Here is an 18231-nt window from a genome sequence, read left to right on the forward strand (position 1 = left end):
GTGGTGAGGTTCTTAAGTTCATGGCGAAAGTCCTAACGATTCATGGTGGCGTGCCACTCAAGGGAAAAGTGACCGTCAGGGGTGCCAAGAACCTGGTTCCCAAGGCCATGGTTGCGGCTCTTTTGGGGGATTCACCCTCTGTCTTGCGAAACGTCCCGGAAATCAAGGACGTTGCCGTTGTCACGAGCCTTCTGAAGATCCATGGTGTCACCGTGACCAAGGACGAGGCCACGGGCGACCTGACCATGGATCCCAGCGGCACCAAGACCGCCACGAGCAATGAGATCGATACCCATGCCGGGGATTCCCGCATCCCGATCCTTTTCTGCGGACCCTTGCTCCACAGCCTGGGCGAGGCACTGATCCCCAACCTTGGCGGTTGCAAGATCGGCGACCGGCCCATTGACTTCCACCTTGACGTGCTGCGCCACTTCGGTGCCGAGATCGACAAGGCCGGCCCGCTGGGCACCAGCATCCGGGCCCCGCACGGGCTGACGGGTGCCAAGATCTCCCTGCCGTACCCGAGCGTTGGCGCGACCGAACAGGTGCTGCTGACCGCCGTGCGTGCCAAGGGCACCACCGAGGTTGAGAACGCGGCCATTGAGCCGGAGATCCTTGACTTGATTTCTTTGCTCCAGAAAATGGGCGCAATAATCACGGTGGGCCGCGACCGGGTCATTCGCATCATCGGTGTCGAAAGCCTCAGCGGCTACAACCACAAAGCCCTGCCGGACCGCAACGAGTCCGCTTCCTGGGCCTCGGCCGCATTGGTCACCAAAGGTGACATCTACGTCGAAGGCGCGGCCCAGCGTGACCTGACCGCCTTCCTTCACACCTACCGCCAGATCGGTGGCGAGTTCGAGGTCACCGACGGCGGCATCCGATTCTTCCACCCGGGTGGGGAGCTCAAGCCCCTCATCCTTGAAACCGACGTGCACCCGGGCTTCATGACCGACTGGCAGCAGCCGCTGGTTGTGGCGCTGACCCAGGCCACCGGCGTTTCCATCATCCACGAAACCGTGTACGAAAACCGTTTCGGCTTCACCAGCGCCTTGGTGGAAATGGGTGCCCGCGTCCAGCTGCACAGCGAATGCCTCGGGGCGATCCCGTGCCGTTTCGGCCAGCGCAACTTCCAGCACTCCGCCGTGATCACCGGGCCGACCCCGCTGGTTGGCGCAGACATTGACATCCCGGACCTGCGCGGCGGATTCTCACACCTGATTGCTGCACTCGCGGCCGAAGGCACGAGCCACGTCACCGGGATCGAACTGATCAACCGCGGCTACGAAAAGTTCATGGACAAGCTCACTGACTTGGGTGCGCGCGTCGAGATGAATGAAATCGCCTGATCCGCATAGGCTGACTTGCATGAAAGAATCTCGCGGTACAGAAACCGCGTTTGCAATAGCGGCCGGAATCGTTCGGCCGATCATGAACCTCATGATCAGCCGAACGTGGCGGGACTTCGACAAGTTGCCCGAGGGCGGTTTCATCCTGTGCCCCAACCACGTGACGGAAATCGATCCGCTGGTCGTGGGCCACGCGATCTACAGCTCCAAGCGCTACCCGCGGTACCTTGCCAAGGAGTCCTTGTTCAAGGTGCCGGTGCTCGGTACGATCCTGCGCAACACCGGACAGGTTCCCGTTGCCCGCACCTCTGCGGGAGCATCCCAGTCGCTGAAGGCCGCACGCGAGGTCCTTGACGCCAATGGCGTCATTGTCATTTACGCCGAGGGTACCTTGACTCGGGACCCGGACCTGTGGCCCATGCGTGGGCACACCGGTGCCGCGCGACTTGCCCTGCAGACCGGTGCCCCCGTCATTCCCATGGCCCATTGGGGTGCCCAGGAATTGTTCCCCCGCTATGCCAAGGGCCTCAAGCTCTTTCCCCGCAAACGGGTAACGGTAATTGCCGGGGATCCGGTTGACCTTGATGACTTGCGGGATGTTCCCTTGACGCGAACGGTCCTCCTCGAGGCCACCGAACGCATCATGCGTGCCATTGCCAAGGATGTGGGCGTCTTGCGTGGCCAGAAGGCTCCGGATGTCCTTTGGGATCCGGCCGACCACGGCCAGGCAGCCCAGGGCCGCAATTTCGACAACGGGACTCCGCCGAACGAAACAAAGGACAAATAGATGAGGCCCGCACCAAGGATGATTGCCGTCATGGGCGCCGGAAGCTGGGGAACCACCTTTGCCAAGGTGCTTGCCGACTCGGGTGCCGATGCAGGCACCGAGGTCATGATCTGGGCCCGCCGCGACGAAGTCGCCGTGGAGATCAACACGCGCCACACCAACTCCCGCTACCTGCGCGAAACGAAGCTGCCTGGCAACATCACCTCATCTTCCAGCGCCGCCGAGGTCCTGGCCGGTGCCGAATTGGTGGTCCTGGCCGTCCCTGCCCAAAGCCTGCGCGAGCAGCTACGTTCCTTCAAGGAATTCCTGGAACCCAACGCCGTGCTCATGTCCCTGATGAAGGGCCTTGAACGCGACACGGATGCCCGCATGAGCGAAGTGATATCCGCCGAGGTGGAAATTTCACCGGAACGAATCGCTGTTCTTTCCGGCCCCAACCTGGCCATGGAAATTGCCCGCAAGCAGCCGACCGCTTCGGTGGTGGCTTGCACCGACATCGAGACGGCGACGTGGATTGCCACTCTCTGTTCCACGGACTACTTCCGCCCGTACACCAACACCGATGTCATTGGCGTTGAAATCGGGGGCATTGCCAAGAACGTCATTGCCCTGGCCGTGGGCATCTGTGACGGCCTGGGCATGGGGGACAACACCAAGTCCTCAATCATCACCCGCGGCCTTGCCGAAACCACGCGTCTGGCCTTGGCACTTGGCGGAAGCTACGAAACCCTTTCCGGCCTTGCCGGCCTGGGCGACTTGGTCGCCACCTGCTCCTCCTCGCTTTCCCGCAACAACACCGCGGGTCGGCTGCTGGGCCAGGGCCTCTACCTGGACGAGGTCAACGACCGCATGTCACAGACCGCGGAAGGCATCAAGTCGGGGCGGGCAGTGCTGGACCTGGCGACGCGCCACAACGTGGAAGTACCCATTACCGAGGCCGTGGTCATGGTTCTGGAAGGCACGCTCAGCGTGGAGAACATGGGAGCACGCCTGCTGGGGCGTCAACTAAAGTCTGAAGGTGAACTCAAATGAGTCAAGTAAACAACCACAAGCCCCGGGTCATGCTGCTCTTCGGAGGCCGCTCATCCGAACACCCGGTCAGCTGCGTCACCGCCGCCGGCGTTCTTGAAGCAATCGACCGCGACAAGTACGAGGTCGTACCCGTGGGCATCACCCGCGAGGGAGCTTGGACCCTGGTGGACCAGGACGTCACCACCTGGTCGCTGGCCAACAGCCAGAAGCCCGAGGTGACCGCCGGAACCGAGGTCCTTCGCCTGACGGGCGAACCCGGCAGCCACGAACTGCTCGCCTCGGATCCGACACATGTTGTGCGCAGCCTGGGCGACATTGACCTGGTCTTCCCATTGCTGCATGGTCCGTTCGGCGAGGACGGGTCCCTGCAGGGAATGCTGGAAATGGTGGACGTCCCCTATGTGGGTTCCGGCATTGCCGCCAGTGCCATTGGCATGGACAAGCACTTCATGAAGGTGGTCTTCGAGGCGGCTGGATTCAAAGTGGGCCCCTATGTTGTCATCCATGACAAGCAATGGGAACGCGACCAGGATGCCTGCCTGGAATCGGTGAGAAGCCTGGAATACCCGCTATTCGTCAAGCCGGCCCGCGCGGGATCTTCCGTGGGCATCAGCCGGGTGGATACACCCGATGGACTTGTTGCCGCCATTGAGGCGGCACGCATCCACGATCCAAAGGTGATTGTGGAAGCCGGCATCGTGGGACGTGAAATCGAGTGCGGTGTCCTTGAGGGACGCGGCTCGCTGCCGCCACGTGCATCTATGCCCGGCGAGATCGTGGTGGACAATGCCGGCCACACCTTCTACGACTTTGATGCCAAATACGTGGACGGAGCTGCCGCGCAGCTCAGCTGCCCCGCGGTCCTTGATGCAGCAGCCACGGAGGAAGTGCGGCGGCTGGCAGCCGACGCCTTCGACGCCGTGAATGCCGAGGGCCTGTCTCGTGTTGATTTCTTCTACACGCCAGAGGGCAAATGGATCATCAACGAGATCAACACCATGCCCGGCTTCACCCCGTCAAGCATGTACCCGCACATGTGGTCCAAAACCGGATTGGGCTACGCGGAACTCATTGACGAATTGATCCACCTGGGACTGAACCGGAAAACGGGTCTTCGCTAGGATCCGTGCCGAATGAATAAGGGGTGTTTAGCCAAGTAGATCTTGGCTAAACACCCCTCATTCACGTTCCAGCAATTTTGCTAGGGGACATCCACGGTCTTGCTCACCGTCGAGCACGTGCGCTCGGCAGGGATCTTTGACGCTGCCGATGACAGGGTCGCCAGAACCGTGCTGGAAGGGATCACATTGGGATCGAACACCAATTCGGTGGCCGGGATCCTCCCGTAGGTGGTCAAGGTCCACGCCTCGTCGCCTTCCTTGGCCAACCAGTCAACCCCGTTCACGCTGACGCATGGATCGGTTGACGGCGGCGGGGGAGTGACCCCGCAACGCAGCACCAACTGGGCAGGGTCGCCCCACACTGCGGTGGCCTGGCTATTGGTCTGGCGCTTTTGCTGGTCCGAGATCTCCGGCGGAAGCACCACCATCATTTCGGCACACAACGGGTTGCCTGCATCGTCCGCTGGCTGGACGTTGGCAATGGATGCGCAACCGGACAAGACAAGCAGTCCTGCCATCGAGGCGACCGTGACAGTGGCAAATCGCATAGGAAGACTCTTGCGGGCTGCGTTTTGTCTGGGAGCCGTCTGTGAGTTGTGGGAATCTAAGCTACTAAAAATCAATCTGGGCACTAAAACAGCCTACCGGTCGTGGGACATGACTAGGATGTAAAGGAGTATTTGCTAGAGAGGCATGGATGACACATTTGAACGGGTCCTTCGAGGACGCAGGCTACGAATCACCACAAAAGAAGAAACGCACCGGGCTGATGATATTGCTGGGTGCAGTATCTCTGGTCCTTATTGCACTTCTGGTAGCCGGGGGGTACCTGTTCTCGCTTGCTCGCAGCTTTGACAACAACACCACCAAGCTCACGGACGCATTTCCGGAGGAAACCCTGCGCCCGCAAAAGGCGGAGGCTGCCAAGGACGCGGTCAACATCCTGCTCCTGGGAAACGACACCCGGGCCAAGGACCAAGGCGAAGAGAACTTTGCCTCGCTGCCCAACGGCGGCCGTTCCGACACCATGATGCTTGTCCACATCCCGGCGAACCGCGAGGGTGTTTACGTCACCTCGATCATGCGCGATACCTGGTTGGATATTCCGGGCCACGGCAAGGCAAAAGTGAATGCCGCCTTTGCCTACGGCGGAGTGGCACTGGCCGTGCAAACACTTGAAGGCCTGTTGGACACGCGTATTGACCACGTGGCTTCCATCGATTTCGAAGGATTCAAGGGACTGACCGATGCGCTCGGTGGAGTCCAGATCAATAACCCGATCGCCTTTAAGCAGAACCTCAAGAACGGATTCGTGTTCCCCAAGGGAGTGCAGACGCTCGATGGTGACCAGGCATTGGCATTCGTCCGTGAACGCTACGCATTCAAGGACGGCGACTACCAGCGCGTGCGCAACCAGCAGCTTTACGTCAAGGCAGTCATGAGCACATTGATGTCCAAGGAAACCCTGACGGACCCCGCCAAGATCTCCGAGACGGTCAAGGAATTCGCACCATATGTCGCAGTCGACGAGACCCTCGACGCCGTCAAGGTCGCCAAGCTTGGCGCCACCATGGCCAACGTCCGCTCCAACGACATGCACTTCTTCACGCTCCCCAACAAGGGGACGGGGCGTTCCGCCGACGGCCAGTCCATCGTGATTCCCGACATGGCAGTGATTTCGGACTTTGCAGACGCCTTGAAGCAAGACAAGGTGGGACAATTTGTAGAGGACAACGGTCTCTAAGGATCCAGTGATCACTCACACCATGAACCAAAAAATCCATGCCAATTCCAAGGCCATGTCAACGTGGCTTGAGCGAATGGTCAAGAGCCTGGGAAACCACAGCGACCGCCTGAACGCGATCAATATCTTCCCGGTGGCGGACGGTGACACCGGCAGCAACCTCTACCTGACCGCACGCAGCGCCCATGACGCGATTTCCAAGTTGGAAACCGAGAACATTGGTGAGCTTCTCACCATGGCATCGCGCGCCGCCATGGAATCGGCCCGTGGAAACTCGGGAACACTGCTGGCAGTCTTCCTGGCGGGCCTGGCCGAGCCCCTGTGCGGAGTGGAACGTATGACCGCCCCGGCCTTGGCCACGGCACTGGAGCGCGGCAAGGTCAGGGCCTGGTCTGCCCTGAGCGACCCGGTCTCCGGAACCATGCTCTCGGTCATGGAAGTTGTCGCTTCCACGGCCCGGTCCACCCACCGAGCCAGCGCATTGGAGCCGGAAAGCAAGGCGGCACTCGTTGAACTGCTCGATGCCCTGTGCGTCGCGGCGGAAGCTGCCGTGGTGGCCACGGAGAACGAACTCGGGGCACTGCACGACGCCAAGATCGTCGATGCCGGTGCCGTGGGCATGCTGATCATCCTGGACGAACTTCGAGGTTCCCTTCTGGGACACATCATCGACCCCGACGAATACTCAAACCTCCACGGCTACGACATCCAGGACCCCCACATCCACCAGGACGTCTCCACGGAAACCGGCGTCGAAGTCATGTGCACCATCAGCCTCGATGCCCTGGGTGCGGCCACCTTGCGCGGGCAGCTGGACACCATTGGCGACTCCGTCATCATGAGCCCGGTCAACCCCACTGAAGACGGCTACCGCTGGCGCGTCCACGTCCACGTACCCGAAGCCGAGAGCGCTCTGGAAGTCATCCGAAGCCTGGGTTCTCCGGTCAACGTCTCGGTGACCGACCTTTGCACGCATGACGGATGACCAAGACTTCACCAGCCATACGCCATTAGACTCCGTCCTTGGCGTTGCTTCCGCACGCAAGGTGGAAACCGCGTTCGGATACACCACCGTCGGCCAGCTACTGGGACATTTCCCCCGCCGCTACATGGAAATCGGAGAGCTGTCCAAGATTTCGGAACTTCCCGTCGGGGAAGACGTCACGATTGTTGCCGAAGTGAAATCGGTGAACCAGCGGCGCATGCACTCGCGGTCAGGATTCCTGCTTGAAGTTGTCGTCAGCGACGCTCTGGGACCCGAACAATCAATCTTGCGGATGTCCTTTTTCAACGGATACGAAGCCAAGCGTGACCTGCAGGTCGGATCCACCGCCATGTTCAGCGGCAAGGTCACCATCTACCGCAACCATCTGGAACTCACCCACCCCGAGTACTCCATACTCGATACGGCAGAAGAAGCCGATCCGCGGCCGATCCCCATTTACCCGGCCACCGCCAAGTTTCCGAACAAGAAGATTCGGGAGACCATGGAGCTCGTGCTTTCCCGGATGAGGCCAGAGATTTTCGAGGAATTCATTCCGGAACAGGTACTGGAATCCCAACGGATTCCAGGCAGGGCCACGGCTTTTGAAAACATCCACAGACCACAGACCGTTGCCCAAGGCTATGCGGCCAGAAAACGCTTTGCCTTTGAGGAAGCCTTCTTGCTCCAGCTCGCGCTGGCTCAACGCCGCGCCCACCGGATGCAACAGCCAGCTATCGCCCGTCACGGAGCCCCAGCAGGTCTGCTGGAAGCCTTCGACGGCTCGCTTCCCTTCACCCTCACTGACGGCCAGGTACTGGCCGGAATGGAAATCGCGGAAGATCTCGTACGCGGCCACCCCATGAATCGGCTGTTGCAGGGGGAAGTCGGCTCGGGCAAGACCCTGGTGGCACTGCGGGCGATGCTGCAGGTCATTGACTCCGGCGGGCAAACCGCCTTGCTCGCACCCACCGAAGTGCTCGCACAACAGCACTACCAATCCATCAAGAAATTGCTTGGTTCCCTGGGCGCAGGCGGCGAACTTGGATCGGATCCCCGTGCCACCCGTGTTGACGTACTGACCGGATCGGCCGGGACCGCCGAACGCAAACGCGTGCTGCTTGGTGCCGCCTCGGGGGAAACCGGGATCCTGGTGGGCACACACGCACTGCTCTCGGACGTGGTCAAATTCGTGGACCTTGGCCTGGTGGTCGTTGACGAGCAACACCGCTTCGGTGTCGAGCAACGCGACGTTTTGCGATCAAAGGCGGATACGCCGCCCCACATGCTGGTCATGACCGCCACGCCGATCCCGCGCACCGTGGCCATGACTGTCTTTGGCGACCTTGAAGTCAGCTTGATGAAAACCTTGCCCCCAGGACGGGCACCCATTTCAACCCACCTGGTTCCACTCCAATTGCCACGGATGCAGGAACGGCTTTTTGCCCGCATCGCAGAGGAAACGGCCAAGGGCCACCAGGTGTATGTGGTGTGCCCGCGCATCAGCGAAAAGGCGGTCGAGGACGACTTCCTTCCGATGCCTGTGGAACTTGGCTCCAACGACGCGAGCTCAGATGCCAGCGCGAAGCCGGCATCGATGACCGTCGAGAAGATGATGGACATACTGACCACCATGCCCATCTTTGCGAACACCGGCATCCGCGCCCTTCACGGGCGCATGGCAAGCGACGAAAAAACCGAAGCCATGAATGCCTTTGACAGGGGCCGTGCCTCCATTTTGGTCTCGACCACGGTGATCGAGGTCGGGGTGGATGTGCACAATGCCACGCTCATGGTGATCATTGATGCGGAGAATTTCGGGATCTCGCAATTGCACCAGTTGCGTGGTCGTATTGGGCGAGGCGGCCTGCCGGGCACCTGCCTGATGACCACGTGGCTGGATGCGGAGCATCCTTCGGTGGTGCGGTTGCGGGCAGTTGAATCCACCACTGATGGATTCCTCTTGGCCGAGTCGGACCTGAACGAACGCCGTGAAGGCGACATTCTGGGGGCGAGCCAGTCCGGCTCCCGGTCCACGCTCAAGGTCCTGCGCGTCATGAAAGACGCCAAGCTCATTGCCCGGGCCCGGGACGCGGCCGAGGCCATCGTGGACGGCGGTGGCGGGCTCGGGTCCTATCCCAGGCTTCAAGCCGCCGTCGAGGCATGGGTAGACGAAGACATGCAAGCATTCCTGGAAAGGGGATAGATCCACAATGAGTCGTATCGTGGCCGGCGCCGCCGGAGGCACACCACTTAAGAGCGTTCCGGGAGACTCAACCCGGCCCACCACCGACCGCGTCAAGGAAGCGTTGTTTTCCAGGCTCGAGAGCTATGACGTGCTGGCCAACGCCAGGGTCCTTGACCTGTACGCGGGCGCTGGGTCACTGGGCGTCGAGGCAGCAAGCCGCGGGGCCCGTACCGTATTGCTCGTGGAGCTTGCGCCCAAGGCTGTCGCCGTGTGCCAGGCCAATGCCGGACTCGTGAACAAGGCCCTGCGCAATGATTTGGTTAGCGTTCGGCGTGGCTCGGTCGATTCCGTCCTTGATTCTTTTGCCCCGGTTCCCGGCGCGAGCGCGGGAAAGACCTGGGACTTGGTATTCATGGATCCGCCGTACCCGCTGACAAACGAAGAACTCGCCAAGACCCTGGAAAAGGTTTCGCTGGTGCTCGACGTCGGGGCAACCGTGGTGGTTGAACGCTCGACCCGATCCGCCGAACCCACTTGGCCCGCTGGTCTGGAGAAATTTGCGGACAAGAAATACGGCGAAACCCGACTATGGTTTGCCGAACCCGTCCAGGTCGCTGCCGAATAGCACCGTTCCCGGGTGCGGGCCCGCTGCCCGCAGACGATCGACCATAGCCATGTCGATTTTCGATTGGGTGCCGGCCAGAATCATGTTTCCCGGATACTTTCGGGAGAAGATCTCGGTCGGCGCACTGGCGATCAGCGTTTGAAAGACCTGCGACATGGCCCGGATCTGGGAGTCCGCAAAAGAAAAGGGGGGATCGTCGCCCACATTGATCAGCACGATGCCTTCGGGGCGCAGCAAAGCATTCATCTCGGAATAGAAGCCGGGAACGGTCAAATGATCCGGTGCCCCGGAACCGCTGAAGATATCCAGGACGATGATGTCGAAATTCTCACCGGCTAATTCCTCGGTCAGTACTCGCCGTGCGTCCCCAATGATTGTCTTGAGGTTCTTGGGGTCGCCCATGGGGAGAGCGTCAAGGACAAAGTCGAGCAATTCTCGCTCGAGGTCAACGGCAACATGCAGGCTCCCGGGACGCAACTTCTCGATGTAGCGCGCCAACGTCAATGCGCCCGCTCCGAGATGAAGGACCCGCAAGGGGGCTCCGGGAACTGCGTGCTCGTCAACATGGTTGGCCAGCCTTCGCAGGTACTCGTAGAAGATTTGCTCGGGGTGATCCACATTGACGTGGGATTGTTCCGCGCCGCCCAGGGCCAAGACCCAGGCGCCCGGTACAAAGGCATCCTCCTCCAAGGTGGCGTGGGCCCCAAGGTTGCTGAGCCAGCGGCTGGCACGTTGCACCATCGTCAGCCACCCAGCTTTGCGGTGAGCAGGGACAGCCGTCGGGACGCCTCGATGAGGAGCTCCGGCTTCTTGCAGAAGGCAAAGCGCATCAAGGTGCGGGTGCGCTCTGCGGCCTCTTCATGGCAGAAGACGGACAACGGGATTCCTGCGACACCAATTTTTTCGGGCATTTGGCGTGCCAACTCCAAAGCGTTGTCAAAACCAAGGGGTGCCACGTCGGCGACGATGAAGTATGTTCCCTGCGGTCGGTAAACTGTCATGCCGGCCGATTCAAGGCCCTTGGCCAACACCTCGCTCCGATCACCAAGGTCCTTGGCGAAATCAGTAAAGAATCCGGTCTGGCTAGCCAATGCCTCGGCGACCGCCGGTTGGAATGCCGTGCCGGAAGAGTAGCTGAGGAACTGCTTGACCGTTCGTACTGCAGCGATCAGCTCGGCCGGGCCAGTGGCCCATCCGACCTTCCAGCCGGTGAACGAAAAGGTCTTGCCCACCGAGGAAATGGTGATGGTGCGATCCCAGGCACCCGGAAGGGTAGCGATAGGGATATGGGAAAAACCAAAAGTGAGGTGCTCGTAGACCTCATCCGAGACGATGAGGCAATCGTGCTGTTTGGCCAAGGCCACGATCTCAGCGAGCAGCTCCCGGCCGAAGGCGGCACCGGTGGGATTATGTGGGTTGTTCAACACCACCACCCGTGTGCGCGCGTTGAACGACTTGCGGAGTTCCGTGAGGCCTGGCTGGAAATCCGGCGCGTTGAGCGCGACAGTCTTGTGGACTCCGCCAGCCAAGCCGATGGTTGCACCGTAGGAGTCGTAGTACGGCTCAAAGGTGATGACCTCGTCTCCGGGCTTCACGAAAGCCAGAATGGCCGCGGCGATCGCTTCGGTGGCACCAGTGGTGACGACCACTTCGTTCTCGGGGTTGACGTCCAACCCGTAGAACCGTTTCTGGTGATCCGAGATGGCCATGCGGAGGGGGAGTATTCCGGAACCCGGGGCATATTGGTTAAGGTGCCCTGAAATACCTTGGGCAGCCATGGCCTTGAAGACTCCAGGCCCGTCGGTGTCGGGGAATCCTTGTCCCAGGTTGATGGCCTGGTGCTTCGCAGCGAGGGCGGTGATCTCCTCGAAGATGGTGACACCAAGATCACCGTTGGGGGAGAGTAGGTTGGCGCCAGCAGCCATGCGCTGCCAAGGAAATTCGAATAGGGGCATGCCCCTATTATCCCGTCATCGACCGGCCCCGTGGGCAACCCACCGGTAAACGACACGTTGTGTCAACAAACCATTGGAAGCAACTGTGCCTATAGCCGAGTTGATAGATTGCAAGGTATGCGTCGAGCCGTCTGCCCCGGGTCATTTGACCCCATCCATAATGGTCATGTTGAGATCATTGCCCGTGCCAGCAACCTCTTTGACGAGGTTATCGTGGCGGTGTCAACCAACTATGCCAAGAAATATCGTTTCGAACCCGAGGAACGCCTCGAAATGGTTCGGGAAACGATTGGGGGTCTGCGTGGCGTCAGCGTTGAGCCAATGGGTGATGGACTGCTCGCCGATTTTTGCAAGCTGCACGGGGCCGACGCGATCGTCAAGGGCCTTCGATCCACCGTTGACTACCAGTATGAGACCCCCATGGCAGTTATGAACCGCCACCTGACCGGCGTCGAAACGGTGTTCTTGGCCGCCGATAATCGCTATACGCATCTGTCGTCTTCCTTGTTGAAAGAAGTTGAATCCCTCGGTGGTGACGTGGCTGATTACTTGCCACGAACCGTCCTCAAGAGACTTCGAAGTAGCTCACAATAGGCCCAAATGGTTTCGATGTTTATGCATTGGATGACGTAAAGTCGAAGGCATGACTCAAAGTAGGCGTGTAATTAAGGCCGTTATCCCTGCGGCAGGTTTGGGGACGCGTTTCCTGCCGGCGACCAAGGCAATGCCCAAGGAAATGCTGCCTGTCGTTGACCAGCCAGCCATTCAATATGTTGTAGCAGAGGCGTCGAAGGCCGGACTCACCGATGTACTGATGATTACCGGGCGAAACAAGCGCGCGCTGGAAGATCACTTTGACCGGGTACCGTCCCTGGAAGCAACGCTCGAGGCCAAGGGTGACACCGAGAAGCTGCAGCAGGTGCAGGGCGCCACGGCTCTCGGTGATATCCACTACATCCGACAGCGTGATCCGAAGGGGCTCGGACACGCCGTCCTCTGCGCCAAGCAGCATGTCGGTGACGAGGCCTTCGCGGTGTTGCTCGGTGATGACCTCATTGACGAACGCGATGAGCTCCTCTCGATCATGATCGATGTGCAGGAGAAGACCGGTGGTTCCGTCATTGCGCTGATGGAAGTCGAACCGGCCCAAATCAGCGCCTATGGCTGTGCTGACGTCTCGGCCGTTGACGGGGAAGAGTACGTCAAGGTCAACGGGTTGGTGGAAAAGCCTGCTATTGAGGATGCCCCGTCAAACCTAGCGGTCATCGGGCGTTATGTTCTTCACCCGCGTGTTTTCGAGGTTCTCGAAGAGACGAAGCCAGGACGTGGTGACGAGATCCAGTTGACCGACGCGCTGGAGACCTTGGCCGTGGCGGATGGCCCGGGCAGTGGCGTTCACGCGGTAGTCTTCCGCGGTCGCCGCTACGACACGGGCGACAAGCTGAGCTACCTTCAAGCGGTTATTTCCTTGGCAACCGAACGGACGGACATAGGTCCGGAACTTCTTCCATGGCTCAAGGACTTCGTCGCCGGGCGCTAGGATTCTTGTAGTTGGCAAGGCTAACCCAGCATCCTCACAGGGGTGTTGGTTAGCCTTGCTTTGTTTGTGCGAAAGTTGTCGACCGAAACATTGCCTCGAGTCGTCCAAGGCTTCTCGTTCCGGTTTTATGGAGACGTTGATTGACTGACAATAGAGAATTTGAAGGCGGTTACCTACCGCGGCGGCTGGCCCGTCGAAAGAAACGTACAGGCCTTGTTGTGCTTCTGGGCGCGATTGCCGTGGTGGTCGTGGCGGCGGTTGTGGCCAGCACCTACCTGGGTAGCCTTGCCCAGACGTTTGACAACAAAACGCAGGTTATTGCCGAGGCTTTTCCTGACGAAGAGACGCGCCCGATCAAGAACCCAGATGACGGTTCCTTGAATTTTCTGTTGCTGGGCGTCGACCACGGCGCAGACGGCAGTGAAACGTCCGACCTGCTTCAGGGCGGTGGCACGGATCAGCGGTCAGACTCGATGATGCTGATGCACATTCCGGAGGATCGCAAGGGCGTCTACGTGATGTCGATCGTGCGGGACCTCTACACCGACATCCCTGGGTATGGACGCCAAAAAATCAATGCCTCCATGGCGCTCGGTGGGGTCCCCCTCGTGGTTCAAACGATCGAAGGCATGCTGGATACCAAGATCGACCACGTGGCCATGATTGACTTCGATGGCTTCAAGGAACTTACAACAGCACTTGGCGGAGTCACAGTTCACAACGACATCGAGTTCTACTCGACAGACAGCAAAAAGTACTTTTACCCTGTGGGTGATGTCGTCCTCAAGGGAAATCAAGCTTTAAGATTCGTCCGCGAAAGAAAGCCCTTCGTCGACGGAGACTACCAACGAGTGAAAAACCAGCAGAAATTTATCAAGGCTGTCATGAACGGATTGCTGTCCAAAGACACCTTGACCAATCCAGCTACGGTCTATGAGGTCATTGACAAGATATCCCCATATCTGTCGCTGGATGATGGTTTTGATGCGGCAACAGCCGCTGGACTGGGGCTTCAGTTGAAAGACCTGCGAGCTCCCAACATCGAAATGTTCACGTTGCCAACAGCCGGAAGCAGTACGTCTCCTAGCGGGGAATCGATCGAACTGCGAGATGAAAAGGCCATTGAGGAGATCGGTAAGGCGCTCCGAACTGACACCCTTAAGACTTACTTGGACAGCGCAAACTTAGAGCACTGAGCAGTGATGCGTAGATCACACAACGTGAAATGGGACGATGCCAATCGGCCTTCAGTACGCGCATCTACTAGACTTCAATAGGTTCGCCGGCCAGAGCCGACGAGAAAACCGTGATCAACGAGGTAACGAAAACTATGACAGCTGCCGAATATGCGGCGCAGTACGGCCTGAACAGGGTCGGTGCTCGCCCGAGCCTGGTGAGCTATCTGAAACAGGCTTGGGGCCGGCGCGACTTCGCCTATGAACTCGCCAAAAGCCGTGTCCAATCGGAGAACCAACGAAACCGCCTCGGCATGTTGTGGGTAGTCATCAAGCCAACGATGAATGCGCTCATGTATGGGTTTATCTTCGGAATCCTGCAGGGCGGGAGCCGAGGTCATGATTTTCCCGTTTACGTCGTGATTGGCGTATTCCTCTTTGAGTTTTTTTCGGGATCCTTATCCACTGGAGCAAAGGCTATTACCGGGAATGCGGCGTTGGTGCAATCGCTGGCTTTCCCGCGTATCACACTAGTGATTTCCGCAGTAATCCAGCAATTCTTGACCCTGGTCCCCATGGTTGTAGTCATGTACGTGTACTGCATGATCTTGGGAACATATCCACGTTGGAGCTGGCTGATGATCGTTCCCATGTTGGTTATGTTCACTATGTTCAACACCGGCATGGCCTTGATTTGTGCTCGGTTGACCGTGCACATTCGTGATTTCACGCAGATTCTTCCGTTGATTACGCGGATGCTCTTCTTCACCTCCGGCGTGCTCTTCCCCGTCGAGAAGGTCCTGAATGCATTCCCTTTCCTCGTGCGGATGTTTGATTTCCATCCGATCTATCAGGCACTTCAGGTTGCTCGCGGATCCATCATGAATGGTGTGGAGTACCCGTCGTTCTATTGGATTGTCATGGCAATCTGGGCCGTGGTCGCCCTCGTTGGCGGCACCATCTACTTTTGGGCTGCTGAGGAGCGTTATGGTCGAGTTGACTAGTTTTGATGATCTGATCAATCCCCGCTTACATGGCAAGTTCGAGCCTGAGCCCGTATACGATGTGCCGTCCGAAGCCCCTTCGGAGAAAGCATCGATTGCGTTGGACGAGACTCGTACCCCCGTGGTCATTGTCGATAACCTTCACGTCAAATACCAGGTCTACTCGAGCGGAAAATCGGTGGGAGCAGCGGGCGCCAAGCGCCTCCTGCAGTCGTCAACTCGCGGCATCCGTGAAGTCCACGCCGTGAAGGGCGTCTCTTTCGTGGCATACGAAAATGAGTCAATCGGCGTGATTGGCTCGAATGGTTCAGGCAAGTCGACGCTGATGCGTACGATCACCGGGCTTACCACGCCTGCGGAGGGGTCTGTTTATGCTTCGTCCCGTCCAAATATGTTGGGCGTCGGCGCGGCATTGATTCCGGATCTCTCCGGGGACAAGAACATCATGCTTGGCGGCCTGGCGCTCGGTTACAACCGCCAGGAAATCAATGAGATGCGCGAAGACATCACCAAGTTCGCAGAACTTGAGGAATTCATTGACTTGCCCATGCGCACGTACAGCTCCGGTATGTCGGCTCGATTGAAGTTCGCCATCGCGGCTTCAAAACAGCACGACATCCTCATCGTTGATGAGGCCTTGGCGGTCGGCGATGCGCGCTTCCGGAAGCGCAGCGAGGCAAAGATCCGCGAGATTCGCGAAAACGCGGGAACGATCTTTCTGGTTTCCCACTCCATGAATTCAATCTTGGATACCTGCAATCGCGTGATCTGGATTGAGAAGGGTGTCCTGATGATGGACGGGGATTCCAAGACCGTCGTCGACGCCTACAAGGCCAAAAAGAAGTGACTGCAGCAAGGGCCTTGGGAGTTTCCTATGTGATGCCGGTGCTTAACGAAGCAGGGTACCTACGAGATGCCGTCGTCAGCGTGCTTGGCCAGGATTATGCCGGCGACAAGGAAATCGTCCTGGCACTTGGCCCCAGCACCGATTCCACTGACGATGTCGCTGCGGCGTTGGCAGCCGAAGACTCCAGGGTCAAGCTGGTCCATAACCCCCAGGGACGCACTCCGATAGGCCTGAATCTGGCCATAAAGGCCTCGCAGTACCCGATCGTGGTGCGCGTGGATGCCCACAGCGAATTGACACCCTCGTACACGGCACGGGGAGTGGACACCATGTTTCGCGTGGATGCCCACGACGTCGGGGGACTCATGGACGCGAAGGGGAAGAATCCGCTCCAGCGTGCCATAGCCGCCGCATATCATTCGCCATGGGGACTGGGTGGTGCCGCGTATCACAGCGGTGCCCCGGAAGGTCCTGCCGAATCCGCCTACCTCGGTATTTTTCGCCGCGAGGTCTTTGACGAGGTCGGCTACTACGACGAGTCGCTGCACCGTGCCCAGGATTGGGAACTGTGCCTGCGCATTCGCCAAGCCGGTTACAAGGTATGGTTCGACCCTGAACTAGAGACCTCCTATTTCCCGCGCGACAAGTACAAGGCGCTGGGCGCGCAGTCGTATGCCTCCGGTGTCTGGCGGGGCGAGTTGTCACGTCGTTACCCGGACGGAAAATCGATCCGCCACGATCTTCCGCCGCTCATGGTTGTCGGGACCACTCTGGGTGCCGTTGCTTGGGTGATTGACCCGTGGCTGACGGTGGAGGCACCCAATGCCGTGCGGGTCGCACTAAACCTGCTGAAACTCGCCCCGGTGGGATACGCGGGCCTAGTGGTTTTTGCGACGCTGACCGGCAAACGAACCACCTTGAAGGAAAAGCTTTTGATGCTTGGCGTTTTCCCGACTATTCACTTCCCGTGGGCCGTTGGCTTCGTCAAAGGTCGTGTGTATGGTGCCCAAGGCACCTTGGACAGGGGGCGGGTGCGTTCATGAACAATGAAACCATCCGGCCCAGCAACCCGACGCTCGAGCAGCTACGCGCAGTGTGTCAGCCTCCCGAAGTCCGCGCCCGGCGCAATGCCGAGCACTGGACTGCGGAGCTCTACCTGCGCCACATCTCCATCTACTTGACGGCCGTCCTCGTGCGTACACGCATCAGCGCCAATGGCGTTACCGGGCTCATGATCCTGGCAGGTTGGCTTATGTCGGCGGCACTTCTGATCCCCGGTGTGTGGGGGCCGCTTTTGGCAGTGGTCCTGTCGCAGGTGCAGCTCTACTTCGACTGCAGCGATGGCGAAGTGGCCCGTTGGAGGGGCACCCAGTCTCCGCGCGGCATCTTCATCGACATGGTCGGCCACCACACCACCGAGGCCCTTATTCCCATAGCCTTGGGCTACCGAGTGTTCCTTGAGCTGCAGACGCAGGGTGCAGATGCAGCCCTGGCGTGGCCGACGCTCTTTGTTGCGGCGGTTCTTTCGGTTCTGCTGGTGCTGAACCGTTCCCAAAGCCTTATGGTGCATGCCGCTCGCAGCATGGCCGGGTTGGGCAAGCTCCCGGACACGGCCGAGGCACGCGCGGTGTCGCAGACCAGTCTGGTCGGAAAGCTGCGCTCCGCAGCCCGCTTCCTTCCCTTCCACAAGATGCTCCATGCTGTGGAACTCAGTCTCCTCATCTTGGTTCTTTCGGTAGTCTCGGCAATCGTTGGCGTTCCCGGTATCGCCGAGAAATGGATGCTATGGATCCTTTTGCCGGCAGTGGTCCTTGTGAACATCGGGCACTTTGTGGCGACCATGGCCTCGTCGCGGTTGCGGTGATCCATTGAATACTTCATC

The 18231-nt window shown here is 59.3% G+C and carries 18 protein-coding genes; 15 read left to right on the forward strand and 3 right to left on the reverse strand.

From position 1 onward, the window contains the following. The first annotated feature begins 20 nt into the window (after window positions 1-20). The 4 genes from murA to JOF46_RS11925 are packed head-to-tail and all read left to right on the forward strand — an operon-like array spanning window position 21 to window position 4289. On the forward strand, window positions 21-1349 hold the full coding sequence (gene murA, locus JOF46_RS11910; protein WP_209907479.1) for a UDP-N-acetylglucosamine 1-carboxyvinyltransferase: 1329 nt from the start codon (window positions 21-23) through the stop codon (window positions 1347-1349). Between the two features lie 19 nt (window positions 1350-1368). Next, the gene (locus JOF46_RS11915; RefSeq protein ID WP_209907480.1) at window positions 1369-2136 is read left to right on the forward strand and encodes a lysophospholipid acyltransferase family protein; all 768 of its coding nucleotides are present in this window, start codon (window positions 1369-1371) and stop codon (window positions 2134-2136) included. Further along, on the forward strand, window positions 2137-3168 hold the full coding sequence (locus JOF46_RS11920; protein ID WP_209907481.1) for an NAD(P)H-dependent glycerol-3-phosphate dehydrogenase: 1032 nt from the start codon (window positions 2137-2139) through the stop codon (window positions 3166-3168). Beyond that, window positions 3165-4289 (forward strand): D-alanine--D-alanine ligase family protein, encoded by a 1125-nt coding sequence (locus JOF46_RS11925; protein WP_209907482.1) that lies wholly within the window; start codon window positions 3165-3167, stop codon window positions 4287-4289. The genes JOF46_RS11920 and JOF46_RS11925 overlap by 4 nt, the downstream gene beginning before the upstream one ends. An 80-nt stretch (window positions 4290-4369) precedes the next feature. On the opposite strand, the gene JOF46_RS11930 is transcribed toward JOF46_RS11925, so the two are convergent. Further along, window positions 4370-4837 carry a DUF3515 domain-containing protein gene (locus JOF46_RS11930; RefSeq protein ID WP_209907483.1) on the reverse strand — a complete coding sequence of 156 codons (468 nt, stop codon included), beginning with the start codon at window positions 4835-4837 and terminating at the stop codon, window positions 4370-4372. 149 nt (window positions 4838-4986) lie between these two features. Here JOF46_RS11930 and JOF46_RS11935 point away from each other — a divergent pair, with 149 nt between their 5' ends. Genes JOF46_RS11935 through rsmD form a run of 4 tightly spaced genes read left to right on the forward strand, consistent with a single transcriptional unit; the run spans window position 4987 to window position 9828 of the window. Next, window positions 4987-6033: an LCP family protein gene (locus JOF46_RS11935; RefSeq protein WP_209907484.1), complete on the forward strand. Its 1047-nt coding sequence runs from the start codon at window positions 4987-4989 to the stop codon at window positions 6031-6033. Between the two features lie 22 nt (window positions 6034-6055). Further along, on the forward strand, window positions 6056-7018 hold the full coding sequence (locus JOF46_RS11940; RefSeq protein WP_209907485.1) for a DAK2 domain-containing protein: 963 nt from the start codon (window positions 6056-6058) through the stop codon (window positions 7016-7018). After that, entirely contained in the window at window positions 7008-9221 is a 2214-nt protein-coding gene (locus JOF46_RS11945) for an ATP-dependent DNA helicase RecG (protein ID WP_209907486.1), read from the forward strand. The genes JOF46_RS11940 and JOF46_RS11945 overlap by 11 nt, the downstream gene beginning before the upstream one ends. A gap of 7 nt (window positions 9222-9228) precedes the next feature. After that, window positions 9229-9828 (forward strand): 16S rRNA (guanine(966)-N(2))-methyltransferase RsmD, encoded by a 600-nt coding sequence (gene rsmD, locus JOF46_RS11950; RefSeq protein WP_209907487.1) that lies wholly within the window; start codon window positions 9229-9231, stop codon window positions 9826-9828. On the opposite strand, the gene JOF46_RS11955 is transcribed toward rsmD, so the two are convergent. Together JOF46_RS11955 and JOF46_RS11960 are read right to left on the reverse strand one after the other, a co-directional pair. Beyond that, window positions 9790-10569: a spermidine synthase gene (locus tag JOF46_RS11955; protein ID WP_209907488.1), complete on the reverse strand. Its 780-nt coding sequence runs from the start codon at window positions 10567-10569 to the stop codon at window positions 9790-9792. The genes rsmD and JOF46_RS11955 overlap by 39 nt on opposite strands. 2 nt (window positions 10570-10571) lie before the next feature. Next, window positions 10572-11783, reverse strand: coding sequence for an aminotransferase class I/II-fold pyridoxal phosphate-dependent enzyme (locus JOF46_RS11960; protein ID WP_209907489.1), 1212 nt, complete (start codon window positions 11781-11783; stop codon window positions 10572-10574). 117 nt (window positions 11784-11900) lie between these two features. On the opposite strand from JOF46_RS11960, the gene coaD reads away from it, so the two are divergent. The 7 genes from coaD (at window position 11901) to JOF46_RS11995 (ending at window position 18213) form a co-directional block, all read left to right on the forward strand. Beyond that, a complete protein-coding gene (gene coaD, locus JOF46_RS11965) occupies window positions 11901-12377 on the forward strand; it encodes a pantetheine-phosphate adenylyltransferase (RefSeq protein ID WP_209907490.1) in 477 nt (158 codons plus the stop codon). 49 nt (window positions 12378-12426) lie between these two features. Continuing rightward, complete coding sequence (gene galU / locus JOF46_RS11970; protein ID WP_209907491.1) at window positions 12427-13323, forward strand: UTP--glucose-1-phosphate uridylyltransferase GalU; 897 nt, start codon at window positions 12427-12429, stop codon at window positions 13321-13323. A 140-nt stretch (window positions 13324-13463) separates the two neighbouring features. Then, window positions 13464-14519, forward strand: coding sequence for an LCP family protein (locus JOF46_RS11975; RefSeq protein WP_209907492.1), 1056 nt, complete (start codon window positions 13464-13466; stop codon window positions 14517-14519). Window positions 14520-14629: 110 nt separating this feature from the next. Next, the gene (locus JOF46_RS11980) at window positions 14630-15502 is read left to right on the forward strand and encodes an ABC transporter permease (protein WP_342592430.1); all 873 of its coding nucleotides are present in this window, start codon (window positions 14630-14632) and stop codon (window positions 15500-15502) included. Beyond that, window positions 15486-16349 (forward strand): ABC transporter ATP-binding protein, encoded by an 864-nt coding sequence (locus JOF46_RS11985; RefSeq protein ID WP_209907493.1) that lies wholly within the window; start codon window positions 15486-15488, stop codon window positions 16347-16349. Before JOF46_RS11980 ends, JOF46_RS11985 begins: the two co-directional genes overlap by 17 nt. After that, complete coding sequence (locus JOF46_RS11990; RefSeq protein WP_209907494.1) at window positions 16346-17392, forward strand: glycosyltransferase family 2 protein; 1047 nt, start codon at window positions 16346-16348, stop codon at window positions 17390-17392. The genes JOF46_RS11985 and JOF46_RS11990 overlap by 4 nt, the downstream gene beginning before the upstream one ends. Beyond that, complete coding sequence (locus JOF46_RS11995; protein WP_209907495.1) at window positions 17389-18213, forward strand: CDP-alcohol phosphatidyltransferase family protein; 825 nt, start codon at window positions 17389-17391, stop codon at window positions 18211-18213. The genes JOF46_RS11990 and JOF46_RS11995 overlap by 4 nt, the downstream gene beginning before the upstream one ends. Window positions 18214-18231 lie beyond the last annotated feature (18 nt).

It is taken from the genome of Paeniglutamicibacter psychrophenolicus (genome assembly GCF_017876575.1).
Lineage (GTDB): Bacteria > Actinomycetota > Actinomycetes > Actinomycetales > Micrococcaceae > Paeniglutamicibacter > Paeniglutamicibacter psychrophenolicus.